At 66.1% G+C, this 19,208-nt stretch carries 9 protein-coding genes; 4 read left to right on the forward strand and 5 right to left on the reverse strand.

The genetic code is table 11. The annotated features are described in order from the left end of the window. Position 1 precedes the first annotated feature (1 nt). Positions 2-5,059, forward strand: coding sequence for a beta strand repeat-containing protein (locus J2S32_RS13830; protein WP_253522244.1), 5,058 nt, complete (start codon positions 2-4; stop codon positions 5,057-5,059). After that, positions 5,049-8,087, forward strand: coding sequence for a CHAT domain-containing protein (locus J2S32_RS13835; protein WP_253522246.1), 3,039 nt, complete (start codon positions 5,049-5,051; stop codon positions 8,085-8,087). Before J2S32_RS13830 ends, J2S32_RS13835 begins: the two co-directional genes overlap by 11 nt. 79 nt (positions 8,088-8,166) lie before the next feature. Here the strand turns inward: J2S32_RS13835 and cysN are convergent, their stop codons facing one another. Next, on the reverse strand, positions 8,167-10,086 hold the full coding sequence (gene cysN, locus J2S32_RS13840; protein WP_253522248.1) for a sulfate adenylyltransferase subunit CysN: 1,920 nt from the start codon (positions 10,084-10,086) through the stop codon (positions 8,167-8,169). Then, positions 10,086-11,006 carry a sulfate adenylyltransferase subunit CysD gene (gene cysD / locus J2S32_RS13845; RefSeq protein ID WP_253522250.1) on the reverse strand — a complete coding sequence of 307 codons (921 nt, stop codon included), beginning with the start codon at positions 11,004-11,006 and terminating at the stop codon, positions 10,086-10,088. The genes cysN and cysD overlap by 1 nt, the downstream gene beginning before the upstream one ends. Positions 11,007-11,090: 84 nt before the next feature. Here cysD and J2S32_RS13850 point away from each other — a divergent pair, with 84 nt between their 5' ends. Beyond that, positions 11,091-12,089 (forward strand): helix-turn-helix transcriptional regulator, encoded by a 999-nt coding sequence (locus J2S32_RS13850; RefSeq protein WP_253522252.1) that lies wholly within the window; start codon positions 11,091-11,093, stop codon positions 12,087-12,089. On the opposite strand, the gene J2S32_RS13855 is transcribed toward J2S32_RS13850, so the two are convergent. Together J2S32_RS13855 and J2S32_RS13860 are read right to left on the reverse strand one after the other, a co-directional pair. Continuing rightward, positions 12,086-12,817, reverse strand: coding sequence for an acyl-CoA dehydrogenase family protein (locus J2S32_RS13855; protein ID WP_253522254.1), 732 nt, complete (start codon positions 12,815-12,817; stop codon positions 12,086-12,088). The two genes, J2S32_RS13850 and J2S32_RS13855, sit on opposite strands and share 4 nt — an antisense overlap. Beyond that, the gene (locus J2S32_RS13860; protein WP_253522256.1) at positions 12,814-13,950 is read right to left on the reverse strand and encodes an acyl-CoA dehydrogenase family protein; all 1,137 of its coding nucleotides are present in this window, start codon (positions 13,948-13,950) and stop codon (positions 12,814-12,816) included. Before J2S32_RS13860 ends, J2S32_RS13855 begins: the two co-directional genes overlap by 4 nt. Positions 13,951-14,076: 126 nt before the next feature. Between J2S32_RS13860 and J2S32_RS13865 the strand changes: the two genes are divergently transcribed. Continuing rightward, positions 14,077-15,498: an aldehyde dehydrogenase family protein gene (locus J2S32_RS13865; RefSeq protein WP_253522258.1), complete on the forward strand. Its 1,422-nt coding sequence runs from the start codon at positions 14,077-14,079 to the stop codon at positions 15,496-15,498. Between the two features lie 9 nt (positions 15,499-15,507). Here the strand turns inward: J2S32_RS13865 and J2S32_RS13870 are convergent, their stop codons facing one another. Continuing rightward, positions 15,508-19,074, reverse strand: coding sequence for a hydantoinase B/oxoprolinase family protein (locus J2S32_RS13870; RefSeq protein WP_253522261.1), 3,567 nt, complete (start codon positions 19,072-19,074; stop codon positions 15,508-15,510). Between the last annotated feature and the right edge of the window lie 134 nt (positions 19,075-19,208).

The raw sequence follows: 19,208 nt of genomic DNA on the forward strand, positions 1-19,208 counted from the left end.
TATGGCCCGCTCGATCAATCATCGTCTGCCCCTGCTGCTTGGCGGAGCAGGCCTCGCCATGGCCGCGGTTCTGGCGATTCCCTCGCAGGCGCGGGCGGAGGCTTTCAATGGCTTTGCCGAGATCGTGCGGGGCACCGTCGATATCGATCGTACGGTAGCGGGCGTCGACACATTCACGATCACCTCCGCAACCGCGGTGCTCGACTGGTTCCCGTACGAGGATGACGCGGGCAACGCGCTGATCTTTCTTCCCAATGGCAGAACGGCCTATTTCCAGGACGGACCGGGGCAGGGCGGGTTCGCCGTGCTCAACCGGATCCAGCCTTCCACCAATGGCAATGCGATCGTCTTCCGCGGATCGGTGATCTCGAACTTGCAGGATGCGAGCGGCACTCTCTCGACTGGCGGAATGGTCGCGTTCTATTCGCCGACGGGTATTTTGATAGGCGGCAATGCCACTTTCGATGTCGGGCAATTGCTGCTGACCACGCTCGATCCCGATCTCGACAGTTTCGATAGCTTTGCCGCGGGCGGGACATTGCAGCTGATCGGCGCCCAGGGGACGACTGCCAGCATCTCGGTGGGCGAAAACCCGCAGATCACGGCACTCGGTGAAGATAGCTACTTCGTCGTTGCTGCGCCCCAGATCACCATGCGCGGCAGCGCTTATATCAACGGTTCGAGCGCCTATATCGCTGGCGAGCAGGTCAATCTGACCTACAATAACGGCCTGTTCGACATCGAGATTCCCGTCGGGACGAGCGTCGCCGCGGCGATTGACCACCGCGGGTCGACCGGTGGACCATCGAGCCTCGGCGCGGGCGACAACCATGTCATCTACGGTGTTGCACGGGCCGCTGCCGATCCGATCACCATGCTGCTGCGCGGTAATCTGGGCTTCGATACCGCGGCTACTGCCGGGGTGGATAATGGCGATATCATCCTCTCGGCCGGCTACGACGTCTTCGGTCGGGATGTGACGACCGGCGCAGTGAACGACACGGCCGTCATGGAATCGATTGCGCTGTCCGGTGCATCAAGCCTGAGCTCGAGCGTGTTCGCGGGCGCGACGGGCGGCTTCACTGCCAATTCGAACGGCGGGGCGATCGATTTCGACGATGGCCTCACTGTCGAAGCTGCCCGGTCGATCGAGTTAAGCGCCCGCAATGGGCACGACATTTCGATCACCGGGGATGCTTCGCTGTTGTCTCGCGGGACGATCGCGACATCGCTCGATGTAATCGGAGGTGCGATCGACCTCATCGCCCGCGCAGGGTCTGCCGTGAACGTGACCGGGGATTTGAGCGCAGACGCGTCGCCGCTCCAGCTCTCCGGCGATGCTACCGGGGGCGATATCGACCTGCTGGGCAATGGCGGCACGATTTCGATCGGGGGCGACGTCAGCCTGTTGGCGCAGGCCAACTTGCGGCTTGGGACGGGCGCGGTCGGCGATGGCTTTGGCGGAACCGCGCGCCTCTACGCGTTGAACAATGGGTCGATCGATGTCGCGGGATCGCTGGAGATCGATACCACTGCCTTCGGTAATGATTTCGCCGGCAGCATGGCGACCGGCGGCCGCAGCGAAGTCGTTGTGCGAAGCGGTGGGCGGATCGATGTTGCGGGCGATGCATCGCTCGATGCGAGCGGCCTGGGCGGTGATGCCGACGGGGCACTGGGGGTGATCGACGGGGGCGCGGGCACCGGGGGCCTCGCCAATGTCGATGCGCGGGACGGGACAATCACGTTTGGCGGCTCGCTTTCGGTCAATGCGCTGGGCCAGGGCGGGGAAGGGGCGAGCGCATTCAATGGCGGACCGGGCGACACGGGCGGTCTCGGCCGCGGCGGCGAAGCGCTGGTCAACACTATCGACGGAACGATCACGATCGCCGGCATCGCCACGCTTCGCGCGAGCGGGAGAGGCGGCGAAGGCGGCTCTGGCGGTGCGGGCATCGGCGGAGTGTCGCAGGTCTTCGCCGATGGCACGGGAGCGATCAGCACGGGAGGTGTCACCGCCTCCGCTATCGGTCTGGGCGGTGATGGCCTGGCCTCCGACGGCGCGGGCGGCGAAGGCGAAGGCGGGCGGGCGATCATCCTGACCCAAGGCACCGGGGATATCGTGCTGAGCGGCAACGCCAACCTTCTGGCCGACGGGACCGGCGGCGATGGACATGTGGGCGGCGACGCCACTGGCGGCAATGCGGGAGTGCTGGCGGTCTTCGGCAGTATCGCGGTCGACGGCAATGCCTCCTTGTCGGCCCTGGCCACCGGCGGCGATGCCGCTGTCGGCTTCGGTGGTACCGGCGGCAATGCGCTGGGCGGCACCGCCTATATCCAGGCCGATGGTTCGCAGGCGCTTGCCGCCAGCCTGACGATCGGCGGCAACGCCTCGATGAACGCCTCGGGCGTGGGCGGGGACGGCGGCGAAGGCGACGGTAGCACGATCGCCGCCGGTGCGGGCGGCAATGGCACGGGGGGCACCTTCCAGGGAACACCCGGTTCGGGCGGCGCCTTTGCGCTGGCCGGCCGCGATAATGCCACGCTCACGGTGGGTGGCGGCACCGCGCTTTCGGCGAGCGGTCTCGGCGGCACGGGCGGCTCCGGCGGTACCGGACAGGCCGGCGGCGCCGGTGGGTCGGGTGTGGGCGGTACCACGCAAGCCGGCACATTCAGCGGCCGCGGCGATGGATCGCTCGGCGAAGGGCTGGCCGAGTACGATACGCTGACGCTCGAAGCAGGCGGCTTCGGCGGCGATGGCGGATCGAGCGCGGTTGCTCTTGGCACCGGCGGAATCGGTGTGGGCGGCTTCGCAGGCGTGTTCGCCAACGCTTCGCAGGTCGACGCAGGAAGCATTTCGACCCGCGCCGATGGCATCGGCGGGGATGGCTCGACCGGGGGTGACGGCTTCGGCGGCAATGCCGGGATCGGGATCGTCGGCGGCACGCTCAACGCCCTCTCCCTCATCGGCACTGCCCAGGGCACCGGTGGCAATGGAACGACGGGCGATGGCGGCGCCGGGCGCGCGGGCGAAGTCTCGATCGACAGCGATTCGATCCTGAACGTGACTGGCGACATCCAGTATGCCGCGACCGGCAGCGGCGGCGCGTCGGAAGCGGGCGATGGCGGCCTGGCGCTGGGCGGGGTTGCCAGCATAACCACTTCGGGCACCGCTATCCTCACGGTTGGCGGAGGGGTCGTCCTCAATTCCTTCGCGAACGGCGGGGCCGGGGCTGTCGGCGGGGATGCGACAGGCGGAACTTCCTTCATCGATGTACGGGAAGGCGCTGCGACCCTCGCGGGCCCGACCACTCTCGATGCGAGCGCCACCGGAGGCGAGTCGGCTGACGGCGATGGCGGCAGTGGAACCGGCGGTCTGGCCTATGCGCGCAGCCGGGACGGTGGCAGCCTGTCCTTCGGGAATGCAACGCTCACCGCCAACGGGATCGGCGGCTTCGACGCAGCAGGTGTGCGATCGGGTGACGCAATCGGCGGCCTGGTCCAGGTCCTGGCAACCGCCGAAGCTGCTATCGAGGCGGATTTCCTGCGGCTGGAAGCGCTTGGCGCGGAAACCGCCGGGGCGTTCGAAATCATCGCCAATGGCGGGACGATTGCGCTCGACCAGCTTGTCGCCCGCGCAGTCGGCGCCAGCGCGGGGGATGCCTCCCTGATCCGTGCTGCGGGCGGCGCGATCCCGATAACGGGATCGGCGCAGTTCGAGCTCACCGGCGATCTCGACATCGTCACCGCGAACGGCGGGCTGATCGGCGGACCGAGCATCGGCGCTCCCACCGCGCTTATCGATATCTCGACCGCGGGCACTGTCACCATCGACGGCGACAATGACGACCAGATCGGCTTCGGCGGGCAGGATGTGTTCATCCTTTCCAGCGAACTCGACATTCTCGCAGGCGCAAGGATCGGGGCCGAGTTCCTCAATCTCGTCGTGTTCGGCAATGACGCGATGACCGTGCTTGGCGGAACTGGCGATACCGAGGGTTACACGCTTACCCAGGCCGAGCTTGGGCGGATCGATGCGAGCGCCGCCTATTTCGGCGCCTCTTTCGAAGGTATGGCGTCGGACGATCTGCTGATCCGTGACACGACCATCTTCGGTTCGCTGGACGATGGGGTGGCCAATGTGTTTATCGGCGCAGGCGGAGTGGTCCGCGTCGAAGGCATACTTGCCTATGTCGACGCGGCCCCGACCGATGAACTGTCCATCCTGGCGCAGCGGCTGGAAATCGTGACCCCCGGCGGGATCGGGATCGTCGATTCGCAGGACAATCCAACCGGTCGGTTCAGCTTCTTCGGCAACGACTTCTGGATGGCCGATGCGGAAACCATCGCGCAGCTTCGGGGCGACGTCGGCTTTGCCGGGCGAGACGCACTGCTCGCGACCGCCGCCGCGGGCAGTTCCGACCCGCTCGGCTATCTGCGCGCCGGCGATGTCCTGCTCGCGGTCGGCAGCAGCCTGCTGGTTCGCAATACGGGAACGAGCCAGGCCCCGGCGGGCATTACCGTCACTGGAGATCTGGCGATCGCCAGCTTCGCCAATGACGACCAGCAGACCCCCTCAGGCGGGGCACTCGATGTATTTGCCTACGGCCGCAGGCTAAACGGCGATGGCAGTTTCGTGACCGGCGAGGAGTTCTTCACCCAGGTCGATTTCCATACCGAAGAGAATGACGACGGACTGGTCACGACCTACACCGACGCGTCGCAATTGAACGATTGCGCGATCAACACAGCGCAATGCGCCGGGGTCGAACCGCCGCCGCCCGATACGCGCGAAGAGGTGCTTGAGGAGATCGACGACAAGGCGCCCCAGGCTGCGGTAACGACCACCGCAGTAATCGCGGCCGCTCCGGTCGAGCAGAGCGAACAGGACAGCAATGTCGAGTTCGGCGCCGATTTCCCCGGGTTGCTCAGCGCCTCGCTGATCGGCGAACAGGGTGCGATCGACGATCCGGTCGCCAGCGGCGGCGATATTGCGCTCTATGGCGCGGGCGAAGAAGCCGCCGAGCAGGACGACGAAACCGCGGAGGATTCCGATGCGCAGTAAAACCTGGACCGCCATCGCGGCATGCAGCGCAGCGGCAGTGATGCTCTCGGCCCCGCTCCAGCCCGTTGCAGCGCAGAATGGCGAGCGTCCGGTCAGCTATAGCGACACCTTCCCGATCGGGGCCAACGGCCTGTGCGAAGCACAGATCATGCCGCCGCAGCCGGGTGCCGGACTGTTCGACCGCGGATATACGATCGTCTGCCGCGATGCCGCAGCCCCCGTGGGCACGCTATGGGTCCTTCGCGATGCGCAAGGCACGGCTGCACCGGCGCGGTTCCTCCCCTCGGCCGAGTGCCGCGAAGGCGACGGAACCGCCGTGCCCGACGCGCTGGGCGACAGCCAAAGCTTTTCCTGCAGCGATAGCGATCTGGGGACGCGGCGTATCCTTGTGGCCGGCGAGGTAGGCGGGCGGCTCTACGCCGGAGAAGCCATCGCGGCCTATTCCGATGCCGTGCGGTTGGGGATCGCCACGCTGGTCAACGACCGCCCCGTCCAGGGCAATGTCGAGATCCCGCTCACCGAAACCGGGGACGCGGTCGCCTTTGCCCGCGCCCAGGCGCGCGCGCTCGCCTCGGATGCGGTGATCGCCGAAGCCTACCGCCGCAGCAACAGCGGCGATTTCGCCGAAGCCGCCGAATTCTTCGCCGCGACCGCCACCACTGCCGAAGGCAACAATGCGCTCGAAGCACGTCTCAATGCCGCGCTCCTACAGTCGAATCTCGGCAATTTTGCCGAAGCCTCGCGAGGTTTCGCAAGCGTGCGCGGGCAGGTTGGCGGGGATCCCGTGCTGGCGCGCCTGCTGCGCAATTACGAGGCGATCGATGCGCTGAATGCCCGGGCGCCGCAGGTGGCGCTTGACATTATCGAGCGCCCGCTCGCCGCCGGAGCGACGTCGCAGGATGCGCTGGCGGGGCTGGAAATCAGCGATGCGCTGGCCGCGCGGCTGTCGGCCGAACAAACGAGCGCGCTGGACGATGTCGGCGGGCTCTCCGCGCTCGAGCGTGCCGATCTGCTCGACGGGCAGACCGACTATCTTGCAGCCACCGCCTTGCGCCTGCTCGGACGCAAGGGTGAAGCCGGGCAGCGCCTGGCCGATGCCGATACCGGCCTGGCGGGTGTTCGGGCCGGCTCGGTCCGCTCGATCCTGTGGCTGCGCGCGCAGGTGCTGGGCGAACTGGCCGATCTGGCCGAGGACAAGGACGACGCCGGCGCCGCCGAGGCCTATCATGGCCAGGCGATCGCGCTGCTTGAGACCAATTACCCCAATTCCCCCGCGCTGCTAAGCAGCAAGGCGCAGTTTGCCGGCTATCTGGCGCGCAGCGGGCGGACCGAAGAAGCGCTCGCTGCCTACCGCGATCTGGTGGGCGATGCGCAGGGCAAGCCCGCGCCCGCCTTGCGCCGTTTGCTGGTGCCGTTCTTCGACCTGCTGACCAGCGACGGGGATGGCGGAGCGGAGGCTGCGGCGGACATGTTCCTTGCCAGCCAGCTGCTGCAACGCCCGGGCCTGGCACAAACCCAGGCCGTGCTCGCGCGCGAGCTATCGGGTGGGAGCGACGAAGCCTCGCAATTGTTCCGCAAGGCCGTGAACGTCGGACGCTCGGTCGAACAATTGCGCAATCGCGTGGCGCTGCTCGAAGGGCAGGCGGCCACCGATCCGCTGGTTGCCGAACGGCTGACCGCGCAGCGCGCGGCGCTCGCGCAGCTCGAGACGCAGCAATTGTCGATCCAGGACAGCCTGGGCGAATACCCCCGCTTCCGCGCGGTGTCCGATGGCCGTGTCACGCTGGAGGAATTGCAGCAGACGCTGCGGCCGGGCGAAGGCTATCTCAAGCTGGCGACGCTGGACGGCGCGACCTTCGCCATCTTCGCCACGTCGGAGATGGCGCGCGCCTATCGCGCCGGAGTCGATCCCGAGGCGCTCGAGGCCGAGGTGGACGAATTGCGCGCCACCATCGCCTATGTCGAGAACGGGCAGACGCTGACCTTTCCCTTCGACATCGAGAAATCGCGCGCGCTGTACAAGGCACTGCTCGAACCCGTCGATGGCGAGGTCAAGGCGCTCGAACATCTCGTATTCGAACCCGATGGCGCGATGCTGCGGCTGCCCGCGAACCTGCTGGTCGCCGATGACGCCAGCGTCGATCGCTATGTCGAGCGGATCGCGCAGGGCGGCGACGATTACGATTTCACCGGTACCAACTGGCTGGGGCGCGATGTCAGGATCACGACCACCGTTTCCCCCTCGGCCTTCCGCGATGTCCGCCGGGCTCCCGGGTCCTCCGCGGTTCGCGAATATATCGGATTCGGCGAGAACACGCCGCTGACCCAGGAGCGCGGGACGCTCGGCACCCGTGCGGCGCTGGCCGGAGGCGCGGACTGCCTGTGGGCCCCGTCGATCTGGGACTACCCGATCAAGGCCGACGAGCTTTACGCGGCTTCGCGCAGCCTGGGTGCGGGTACCGCGCAGGAGCGGATCGTTACCGGTGACACCTTCACCGATACCGCGGTTCTCGGGATGGAGGATCTCGACCAGTATCGCATCCTCCATTTCGCCACGCACGGCCTCGTGACCGCACCGCAGCCCGAATGCCCGCCGCGCCCGGCGCTGCTGACCTCGTTCGGCGACGAGCAGTCCGATGGCTTGCTGTCCTTCGCGGAAATCTTCGACCTCAAGATCGATGCCGATCTGGTCATTCTCTCGGCCTGCGACACGGCGGGAGAGGCGACGCTCGGCGCTACACGCGAAGCGGGCGTCAGCGGCGGCGGGTTTGCCCTCGATGGATTGGTCCGTGCGTTCGTCGGTGCGGGCGGCAGGACCGTCGTTGCCAGCCACTGGCCGGTTCCGGACGATTACGACGCGACCAACCGTCTGATCGACGGCTTCTTTTCAGTCGCGCCGGGGACCTCGCTGGCCGAAGCCATGCGCCAGTCGCAGGGCCGGCTGATGGACCAGAGCGAAACCTCGCATCCGTTCTACTGGTCGGCGTTCGCGATTGTCGGCGATGGCGGCGCGCAATTGCGCAATTGAGCCAAGCCGTCAGCCATCCGGACCCTGCCGGGCAGCTGGTCCTGAAATGAAAAGGGGCGCCGTGTGGCGCCCCTTTGTCTTATTTCAGCGGGAGGATCTTGCCGATGATATAATCGGCGGCTTCTTCCGGTGACATCTCGACCGTGTTGACCCGGATCTCTGGGTCCTCCGGCGCTTCATAGGGGCTGTCGATCCCGGTGAAGTTCTTGAGCTTGCCTTCGCGGGCCTTCTTGTAGAGCCCCTTCACATCGCGCGCCTCGGCCACTTCCAGCGGCGTATCGACATGGATTTCGATGAACTCGCCGCTATCGATCATGTCGCGCACCAACTTGCGGTCGGCCCGGAAGGGGCTGATGAAGGCGGTGAGGACGATGAGCCCCGCATCGGTCATCAGCTTGGCCACCTCGCCGATCCGGCGGATGTTTTCGATCCGGTCGCTCTCGGTAAAGCCCAGATCCTTGTTGAGACCGTGGCGGACATTGTCGCCATCGAGCAGGAAGGTGTGGCGGTTCATGATCGCCAGCTTCTTCTCGACTTCGTTGGCGATGGTCGATTTGCCCGACCCCGACAGCCCGGTGAACCACAGCACGCGCGGCGTCTGGTTTTTCATCGCGGCATGATGGTCACGCGTGATGTCGGTCGCCTGCCAATGGACGTTCTGGCTGCGGCGCAGGCTGAAGTGGAGCATCCCCGCCCCGACCGTATGGTGGGTGATCTTGTCGATCAGGATGAACCCGCCCAGCGCACGGTTGTCGGTATAGGGATCGAACACGATCCGCTTGTCGGTGGTGATCTCGCACACGCCGATCTGGTTGAGATGCAGCGTCTGCGAGGCGAGGTGCGATCCCGAGCCCGAGGGATTGTTGACGTCGATCTCGAACTTGGGCTCGGCCACGGTCGCGCTGACCATTTGCGAGCCAAGCTTGAGCCAATAGGCGCGCCCGACGACGAGCGGTTCGTCGTCCATCCACACGATGGTCGTCTCGAACTGGTCGGCGACTTCGGGCGGGCTGTCCGCGGCCGCGAGCACGTCGCCGCGCGAACAGTCGATTTCGTCGGCGAGCGTGATCGTCACCGACTGGCCCGCGACGGCTTCGTCGAGATCGCCGTCCATGGTCACGATCGACTTGACCGTGCTCGTCTTGCCCGACGGCAGCGAGCGCAGCTCGTCACCCGGCTTGACGGTGCCGGTGGCGATCTGGCCGGAGAAGCCGCGGAAGTCGAGATTGGGGCGATTGACCCATTGCACCGGCATGCGGAAAGGCTTGGCCTGGTTGGCGGTGTTGTTGACCTCGATGGTCTCGAGGTGGTCGATCAGCACCGGGCCATCGTACCAGCTGGTATTTTCCGAGCGCGTGGTGATGTTGTCGCCCGCAAGGCCCGACATCGGGATGGCGGTAAAGGTCTCGATCCCGATGCTCTTGGCGAAGGCCGCGTAATCGGCGACGATCGCGTCGAACCTGGTCTGGTCGTAATCGATCAGGTCCATCTTGTTGACCGCCAGCACCAGGTTCTTGATGCCGAGCTGGTGGCACAGGAAACTGTGGCGCTTGGTCTGGACCAGCACGCCCTTGCGCGCATCGATCAGGATCGCGGCGCAATCGGCGGTCGAGGCACCGGTCACCATGTTGCGGGTATATTGCTCGTGTCCCGGGCAGTCGGCGACGATGAACTTGCGCTTCTCGGTCGCGAAAAAGCGATAGGCGACATCGATCGTGATGCCTTGCTCGCGCTCGGCGGCAAGCCCGTCGACCAGCAGGGCGAAGTCGATCTCCTGCCCCTGCGTGCCCACCTTCTTGCTGTCGTTCTCGAGCGCGGCGAGCTGGTCTTCGAAGATCATCTTCGAATCGTAGAGCAGGCGGCCGATCAGCGTCGATTTGCCATCGTCCACGCTGCCGCAGGTGATGAAGCGCAGCATCGACTTGTTCTGGTGCTGCTCGAGATAGGCCTCGATATCGTCGGCAATCAGCGCGTCGGTCTTGTAGATGGGATCGGTCATCAGAAATAACCCTCCTGCTTTTTCTTCTCCATCGACGCGTCACCCGCGTCCTTGTCGATCACGCGGCCCTGTCGTTCGCTGGTGGTGGTCAGCAGCATTTCCTGCACCACTTCCTGCAAGGTGGCTGCCTCGCTCTCGACCGCGCCGGTCAGCGGGAAGCAGCCCAGCGTGCGGAAGCGGATCGAGCGTTCGGTAATCTCGGGCCGGTACCCCATTACCTTCTCGAGCCGCTCGAGGTCGTCGGCCATGAACAGCCCGCCCTCATGCTCGTAGGTCGGGCGTTTGGCGCTGAAATAGAGCGGCACGATCTCGATATTCTCGGCCATGATGTACTGCCAGATGTCGAGCTCGGTCCAGTTGGACAGCGGGAAGACGCGAATGCTCTCGCCCTTCTTCTTGCGCGCGTTGTAGATGTTCCACAGCTCGGGGCGCTGGTTTTTCGGGTCCCAGCCATGCGTCGCGGTGCGGAAGGAGAAGATGCGTTCTTTCGCGCGGCTCTTTTCCTCGTCGCGCCGCGCACCGCCGAAGGCGGCATCGAACCCGTGCTTGTCGAGCGCCTGCTTGAGCCCTTCGGTCTTCCACATGTCGGTATGCAGCGGGCCGTGATCGAAGGGATTGATCCCGCGCTCCTCGGCCTCGGGATTCTGATAGACGATCAGGTCCATCCCGGCGTCCCGCGCTGCCTTCTCGCGCAGCTTGTACATGTCCTGGAATTTCCAGGTCGTATCGACATGCATCAGCGGGAAGGGCGGGGGCGAGGGGTAGAAGGCCTTCTTGGCGAGGTGCAGCATCACGGCGCTGTCCTTGCCGATCGAATAGAGCATCACCGGCTTGTCTGCCTCGGCGGCGACTTCGCGCATGATGTGGATGCTCTCGGCTTCTAGCCGCTGGAGATGGGTCAGGGTTTTGGGGTCGGTCATGAAGGGGTTCCTCAAGTCTTGCCCCCCGCTTACCGCTCCATGCGAAGGATGGACCTCCCATCTGGGAGGTAGTAAGGCGATCGCATGCGTATCCCCAATCTCGGCGAGACGGAACTCCTCGTGCCGCTCCATTCGGGCGTGTTCGAACAGCCCATGTGGCAGACCTTCCTGCGCCAGTTGCGGCGGGTGTGCACCGCCGACGGTGTGGCGATCCGGTTCCGTAGTGCGGGCGAGGAGGGCCTTGTCACCTTGGCCGATGGCGTAGTCGGCGCTTTCGCAGAGAGCGATATGCGCGAGGCGCGGGTCTATGCGGGGGAGGAACTGGGCCATCCCGAAGGAGGCTTGCGTGCGGTGCGCGTGGGAAGCGGCGAGCTTAACCTCGTGCTGTGCGTTGCCGCACCCCAAGCGCCCGGCGCCGAGATCGCCAGCCTGCTATCGGCGCTGGTGCCGCATCTTCGGGTCGCGCTGCAGGTCGTCTCCGCGCTCGAACGCGAACGCGGTCGCGCGTCGGTCGGCGCGGAAGCCTTTCGGCGGATGAATTTCGGCTGGATCGCGGTGGACCGGCGCTGCCGGATCGTCGATCTTGATGCCCAAGCCGGACGGTTGCTCGAACGTACGGGTGCGCTGCGGCGCGGCCCCTACGATCGGCTGGTTCCCGGCTCCCCGGCGGTCGATCGCCAGCTGACGGCACTGATCCGGGCGATGGCGACCGACCCGCGCCACCGCCCGCGTGCGATCAATCTCAGCCAGGACCCGTGGATCGATATTCTCGTCGCGCCGATGCGGGTCGATGCGCTGGCGGGCGAGGGCAAGGCCGTTGCGGTGGTCTATCTGCGCGGCGACCGGTCATCGAGCGCGGACCGGCACGAACAATTGGTCGATCTGTTCGATCTCACCCCCGCCGAAGCGCGGCTGGCATGGTCGCTGGCACAAGGGCTCTCGATCACCGAGGCCGCGCAGGCGCACGGTCTGACCGTCGAGACCGCGCGCTATTATTCGAAGAAGATCTACGCCAAGACCGGAGCGCGCGGGCAAGTCGATCTGGTGCGCAATATCCTGACCGGGGTGCTCGCGCTGGCCTAGTCGGTGCGCGCGGTGAGGTCGGACCAGAAGGCATCCGCGCCGCGCGCAATCACGCGCGCACCGAGCTTGTCGCTCCAATGCGCGTCATTGCCGAATTCGGAACGCCATTGCCACAGCCGCCGCGTTAGCGGATGCAGTCCGTATTCCTGCGTGAACCCGATGGCGCCGTGGACTTGATGCGCGACTGTGGTGCCCGCTTTGACCGCGCGATTGGCGCGCAGCTTGGCAGCGGCAAGCTCGAATTCGGCGTCCCCGCGATCGAGCGCCTGCGCCGCTCCCATCGCTGCGCAATTGGCCGCCGCAGCCTCGCAGGCAAAGCTCGCCAGCGACTGCTGGACGGCCTGGAATTTGCCCAGTGGCCGGCCGAACTGCACACGCTCATTGGCATAGGCGACCGACAGCGCCAGCGCGGCGTCGAGCGCGCCGGCGATCTGCGCGGCGCGGGCAAAGGCCATCAGGCTAAACCACTGGTCGCTTTGCCGCCCGGCCACGCGCGCGATAATCGCGTCGGGCAAGTCGATCCCGAGCGCGTGATAGCCCGCCAGCCGGAAGACGGTCAGCGCATCCATCCAGCTGCCGCCAAACCCGCCATCCGCTTCGGGCACCAGCAGCGCGGGGAGGCCGAGTTCGTCGAGCCGATTGCCGTCGCGCTCGATCGTGGCGGCAGGGCCCAGTTCGGCGAACAGCGGATCGACCATTTCGGCCAGCATGCGTCTGGTATCGCTCATCGCAGCCCCAGCCCCCGGGCGATGATGCCCTTGATGATCTCGCGCGTGCCGCCGCGCAGCGAAAAGCTGGGGCTGACCTGCAAGAGGTAGAAACAGACATCGCGCAGCGTGGCGGCGTCGGTATCGCCAAGATCCGCAGCCGCCTGGACCAGTTGCGGGATCGCCTGCTCGTAGGAATTGCCAAGGTCCTTGACCATGGTGGCTTCGAGCGCCGGGTCCTCGCCCCGCGCCAGCTTGGTGGCGACAGACGCGCTCATCAGCCGAAGCGTCCAGGCATCTGCCGTCAGCCGACCGATCAGCTGCTGCAACGCCATGTCCTGTTTCGCACCGGCATAGCGCACGAGTTCGAGGAACAGCACCATCGAGGACAGGTAGCGTTCGGGCCCGGCGCGTTCGAGCGACAGCTCGGCAGTGGCCTGCTTCCAGCCCTCGCCTTCGGTCCCCAGCAGCGCGGTTTCGGGCAGGCGCACATCCTCGAAGAACACCTCGTTGAATTCATGCGCGCCGGTGAGGTCGATGATCGGTTTTACGCTGACCCCGGGCGTGTCCATCGGAATGACGAATTGCGACAGCCCCTGCTGCCGCTCGCTGCCCGCTTCGCTGCGGACAAGCGCAATTATGAAATGGCTGACATGCGCGCCGGTGGTCCAGACTTTCTGGCCGTTGAGCACCCAACCGTCGCCATCGCGCCGGGCCGCGGTGCGCACCGAAGCGAGGTCCGATCCCGAATTCGGCTCGCTCAATCCGATACAGGCGAAGGCTTCGCCGCGCGCGATGGCGGGCACCCAGCGGCGCTTCAGCTCCTCGTTTCCGAGCCGCAGCAACAGCGGTCCGCTCTGCCGGTCGGCAATCCAGTGCGCGCCGACCGGTGCGCCCGCGGCAAGCAATTCCTCGATCACGACATAGCGTTCGAGTTGGCTGCGTTCATGCCCGCCGTATTCCTTGGGCCACGTCATGCCGAGCAGCCCGGCCTCGCCCAGCTTTTTGCTGAACTGCGGGTTTGCCTTGGTCCAGGAGTTTGCCCGCCGTACCGGATCGCGCTCCCCATACGCGGCCACCAGCGCGCGCACCTGTTCGCGCAGCGCAGGCGCGGTTTCGGGCCAATCGACCGCTTCGGTCACGAAGGTTTGCATCGCTCTCCTCTTCGGTGCCTCTCTCCCCAATTTGGAGCCGCACCGCAAGACCCGTTGCATCGAGCAACGAATTTCGACAGTGTGAGGTCAAGGGACGAATCCCAGATTTGTGCGAGGAGAGAGACGATGACCGACTACAAGAACCTGATCGACGGCAAGATGGTCGACAATGGCCAATGGCTGGAGGTGCTCAACCCCGCCACCGAACAGGTCGTCGGCCGCGTGCCGTCCTGCGGCAAGGAAGAACTCGACAGCGCTGTTGCAGCTGCACGCCGCGCCTTCACCCAGTGGAAGAAGACCACCGCCGAAGAACGGCAGAAGGTCGTCCAGGGGATCGCCGCCGCGATCAAGGAGAATGCCGACGAGCTCTACCGCTTGCTGACCAGCGAACAGGGCAAGCCGCATGCGCAGGCGCAGCAGGAAATCTACGGCGCGGCGGGCCTCGCCGCCGCTCAGTCGACGCTCACGCTTGACGATGTGATCAACCAAGACGACGACACCCGGCTCTCGCGCACGCGGCGCGTGCCGGTGGGGGTGGTCGGCGGCATCGTGCCGTGGAACTTCCCGATCATGATGGCGATCCAGAAGATCGTCCCGGCGCTGGTCGCGGGCTGCACCATCGTGCTCAAGCCGTCGCCCTTCACGCCGCTCACCACGCTGCGGGTGGCCGAACTGATCAAGGATGTGGTGCCCGCGGGCACGGTGAACATCATCACGGGTGAAGACACGCTCGGCCCGCTGATCACCGAGCATCCCGATATCGACAAGATCACCTTCACCGGTTCGACTGCGACGGGCAAGAAGATCATGGAAGGCGCATCGGGCGACCTCAAGCGCATCACGCTGGAACTGGGCGGCAACGACGCTTCGATCGTGCTGCCCGATGCGGATGTTCAAAAGGTCGCCGAACAGCTGTTCTGGTCGAGCTTCTCCAACGCCGGCCAGGTCTGCATCGCGGCCAAGCGGATCTACATTCACGAGGATATCTACGACGACCTGTCGAAGGCGATCGCGGATTATGCCAAGACTGTGGTGGTCGGTGACGGTTCGCAGCAGGGCACGGGTGTCGGGCCGATCCAGAACAAGAAGCAGTACGAGCGCGTGCTCGACCTCATCCAGGACGCCAAGGACAATGGCTACAAGTTCCTCACCGGCGGCGACAAGGATCCCTCGGGCACGGGGTATTACGTGCCGATCACCATCCTCGACAATCCGCCCGAGGATGCGCGCATCGTGGCCGAGGAACAGTTCGGCCCGGTCATGCCGCTGATGAAGTTCGCCAGCGTCGACGAAGTGATCGAGCGCGCGAACAATTCGGAATACGGCCTCGCCGGTGCGGTCTGGACCAAGGATACCGACAAGGGCGTCGAGATCGCCGAGCAGCTCGAAACCGGGACGGTCTGGATCAACGAATTCATGCAGCTGTCACCCTTTGCGCCCTTCGGCGGGCACAAGCAGTCGGGCTTCGGCGCCGAATACGGCATCGATGGGCTGAAGGAATTCACCTATCCGCAGGTGATCACGGTCAAGTGCGACGCCGCCGTCTGATGATTGACGCTACTCCGGGCGGGGCGGGCCGAACCCGCCGCCGCCCGGGGTCAGCACCACGAAGGTATCGCCCGGCTGCATCTCGGCACTGGCGGTAGCGCCCAGATCCTCGCGGTACCCATCCGCGCGCTCGACCCAATTGCGCCCCGGCGCGGCATCATGGCCGCCGGCAATGCCGCGCGGCGCGACCTCCCGCCGGTTGGCGAGCATGTTGGCGTGCATCGGTTCGAGGAAGGTGATCCGCCGCTCCACTCCGTCGCCGCCGCGAAATTCGCCGTCACCCCCCGACCCCGCGCGGATCGCGAAAGCATCGAGCCGCACGGGTAGCCGGGTCTCGAGGATTTCGGGATCGGTCAGCCGCGAATTGGTCATATGCGTCTGCACCGCGCTGGTGCCGTCGTGGTCCGGACCCGCGCCCGAACCGCCGCAGATCGTCTCGTAATACTGGTCGGCCCCGTCGCCGAAAGTGAAGTTGTTCATCGTCCCCTGGCTGGGGGCCAGGCGGCCGGTTGCCGCAAACAGCGTGTCGGTGACGACCTGGCTGGTCTCGACATTGCCCGCCACCACTGCGGCACCCGGTTGCGGATCCAGCATCGAACCGGGGCGCACGACCAGTTCGATCGGCCGCAGGCACCCGTCGTTCATCGGGATGGCATCGTCGATCAGGGTGCGCACCACATACAGCGCCGCGGCGCGGGTAATCGATCGCGGCGCGTTGAAATTGTCGGGCAGCTGGTCGCTGGTGCCGATGAAGTCGAACACTGCCGAGCGGTTCGCACGGTCGATGCGGATGGCGACCTTGACCACCGCGCCATTGTCCATCGGATAGGCGAATTCGCCGTCTTGCAGCCGGTCGAGCAGTCGCCTCACGCTTTCTTCCGCATTGGCGAGGACATGGTCCATATAGGCTGCAACCACTGCCGGGCCATGGTCGCGCGCGGCAAGGCAAAGTAGCTCCGCCCCCCTCGAGCAGGCGGCCAGCTGCGCGCGCAAATCCGACAAGTTGCGATCGGGATTGCGAGCGGGGAAGCGTCCGGCCGCCAGCTGATCGCGTATGGCCCGTTCGCGAAACGCGCCTTCGTCGACCAGCAGGAAATTGTCGATCAAGACGCCTTCCTCCTCGATCGTGCGGCTGGTGGGCGGCATCGATCCGGGCGCGATCCCGCCGATGTCCGAGTGATGCCCGCGCGCGGCGACAAAGGCATCGGGCGCGTCGCCGTCGTCGCCATAAAACACCGGCACGATCAGCGTGATGTCGGGCAGATGTGTCCCCCCGCGATAGGGATCGTTGAGGACATAGGCATCGCCGCGCCGGAACCCGCGCCCGTCAGCCCGCGCCCCGCGCGCCTCGATCACCCGCGCAATGCTGTCGCCCATGCTGCCAAGATGCACTGGAATATGCGGGGCATTGGCGATCAATGCGCCCTCGGCATCGAACAGCGCGCAGGAGAAATCGAGCCGTTCCTTGATGTTGACCGAGGTTGCGGTCGATTGCAGCACGACGCCCATTTCCTCGGCGATGGCCATGAACAGATTGTTGAAAATCTCGAGCCGGACGGGATCCGCTTCGGTACCCAGCGCGCGGTCGCGGAGCAGCGCCTGCGTCCGCGTCAGAACCAGGCTTCCTTCCTCGGCGATCTGCGCCTGCCAGCCCGGTTCGACCACCGTGGTCGATCCCGGGTCGATCACCAGCGCGGGGCCCTCGACGCTGTCGCCGGGGGCCATCGCGGCGCGCGCGACGGTGTGCCAGGTGCCCGAGGCCGCGCCGGACATGGCGACCGGAGCCGGCGGGACATGCCCGAGGCCGCCCGTATGCCCGCTGGCCTCCACGCTGAGCGCTTCGACGATGATCGGGGCCTCGGCATCCGAATAGCCGAAGCGTTGGCGATGGAGCGCGCGGAAGGCAGGGGCCATCGCTTCGGGCCCCTCGCAGGGGATGGGAAGCAGGCTGTCACTGCCCGCAAACCGCAACCGCGCATGGCATTCCATTGTTACCGCGTCCGCCGCGATGCCCTGTTCGACCAGCGCCGCGCGGGCATCCTGCTCGAGCGCGCGCAGGTCGTCGGAGAAATCCTCTTCCAGCCCGCGTACGATGCTCACTTCGCGGATCGCCTTTACCGGCGCCAGACCGATGCCATAGGCCGAGAGAATCCCCGCGAGCGGGTGGACCAGAACGGTTTCCATGCCCAGTTCGTCGGCGACCCGGCAGGCGTGCTGGCCGCCGGCACCGCCGAAACAGGCGAGCGCATAGGTTGTGACATCGTGGCCGCGCGCCACGCTGATCTTGCGAATGGCATTGGCCATATTGTCGACCGCAATGGCGAGAAACCCCTCGGCAATCGCGGCAAGGTCCTGCGGCTCGGGCAGCGCCGCAGCCACCGCTTCCAGCCGGGCCCGCGCCGCATCGGGGGCGAGCGGCTGGTCGCCGCCGGGCCCGAACACGCGGGGGAAGAACGCCGGATCGATCCGGCCGAGAAAGAGGTTGCAGTCGGTCACCGTCAGCGGTCCGCCCTTGCGATAGCATGCCGGTCCCGGATCGGCGCCTGCGCTTTCCGGGCCGACGCGGAAGCGTCCGCCATCGAACTGGCAGATCGAGCCGCCCCCGGCAGCGACCGTATGGATCTGCATCATCGGCGCGGCCACCCGGACGCCCGCAACCACGCTGTCGCCGGTCAGCTCGTATTCGCCCGCGTAATGCGCGACATCGGTGCTGGTCCCGCCCATGTCGAACCCGATCAGCCGGTCGTGCCCGAGGGGGGTGCTCGCGGCGACCATCCCGACCACGCCGCCCGCGGGTCCCGACAGGATCGCATCCTTGCCGCGGAACGCGCCGACTTCGGCGAGGCCTCCGTTCGATTGCATGAACCGCAGGCTGTGCGTGTCGGGCAGCCCCGCCTGCAGCGTGTCGGTATAGCGGCGCAGCACGGGGGAGAGATAGGCGTCCACCACCGTCGTATCACCGCGCGGGATCAGTCGGATCAGCGGGGCGACCTCATGGCTGATGCTCACCTGCGTGAAGCCGAGTTCGCGGGCGATCGCAGCCAGCCGCTCCTCGGTCTCGCGGTATTTCCAGCCATGCATCAGGACGATGGCGAGCGCATCGAAACCTTCGGCGCGCAGTGCGGCGAAATCGGCCCGTGCCGCCCCCTCGTCGAGCGGTGTCAGCACGGTGCCGTCGGCGCCCACACGTTCGGCAATCTCGATGACCCGGGCGGGCAATTGTTCGGGCAGCACGATATGGCGCGCGAAGATTTCGGGCCGCGCCTGGTTGCCGATCCGCAGTGCGTCCCCAAACCCGCGCGTGATCGCCAGCGCCAGCCGTTCGCCCTTGCGCTCGAGCAGGGCATTGGTCGCAACGGTGGTCCCGATCCGCAATTCGGCGACCGGTGCAGCGCCATATTGTTCCATCAGCCGCCGGACCGCCTCGCTCGCGGCATCGGCATAATGGTCGGGGTTTTCGGACAGGAGCTTGTCGGTCACCAGCGCCCCGGCGGGGGTCACCGCGACGACATCGGTAAAAGTCCCCCCGCGATCGACCGCGAAGCGCCAGGCGCCGGTTTTCGCTTCTCCGCTCATGAGGCGGGTTTCGCACGCCGGACGAACCATTTCAAACGCTTCGCGCGTAAAACCGGCGTGCGGCGAGGGCGCCCACCCCCCTTCCTGCGGCAAACCCATACGGGCCGTTAACCAATTATCGCTATCTGTTGTGA

The organism is Qipengyuania citrea (assembly GCF_024171405.1).
In the GTDB taxonomy this organism is placed as follows: domain Bacteria; phylum Pseudomonadota; class Alphaproteobacteria; order Sphingomonadales; family Sphingomonadaceae; genus Qipengyuania; species Qipengyuania profunda.

Coding starts and splice junctions, on each gene's coding strand:
- J2S32_RS13830 (WP_253522244.1), top strand. CDS start 2: ATGGCCCGCTCGATCAATCATCGTCTGCCCCTGCTGCTTGGCGGAGCA.
- J2S32_RS13835 (WP_253522246.1), top strand. CDS start 5,049: ATGCGCAGTAAAACCTGGACCGCCATCGCGGCATGCAGCGCAGCGGCA.
- cysN (WP_253522248.1), bottom strand. CDS start 10,086: ATGACCGATCCCATCTACAAGACCGACGCGCTGATTGCCGACGATATC.
- cysD (WP_253522250.1), bottom strand. CDS start 11,006: ATGACCGACCCCAAAACCCTGACCCATCTCCAGCGGCTAGAAGCCGAG.
- J2S32_RS13850 (WP_253522252.1), top strand. CDS start 11,091: ATGCGTATCCCCAATCTCGGCGAGACGGAACTCCTCGTGCCGCTCCAT.
- J2S32_RS13855 (WP_253522254.1), bottom strand. CDS start 12,817: ATGAGCGATACCAGACGCATGCTGGCCGAAATGGTCGATCCGCTGTTC.
- J2S32_RS13860 (WP_253522256.1), bottom strand. CDS start 13,950: ATGCAAACCTTCGTGACCGAAGCGGTCGATTGGCCCGAAACCGCGCCT.
- J2S32_RS13865 (WP_253522258.1), top strand. CDS start 14,077: ATGACCGACTACAAGAACCTGATCGACGGCAAGATGGTCGACAATGGC.
- J2S32_RS13870 (WP_253522261.1), bottom strand. CDS start 19,074: ATGAGCGGAGAAGCGAAAACCGGCGCCTGGCGCTTCGCGGTCGATCGC.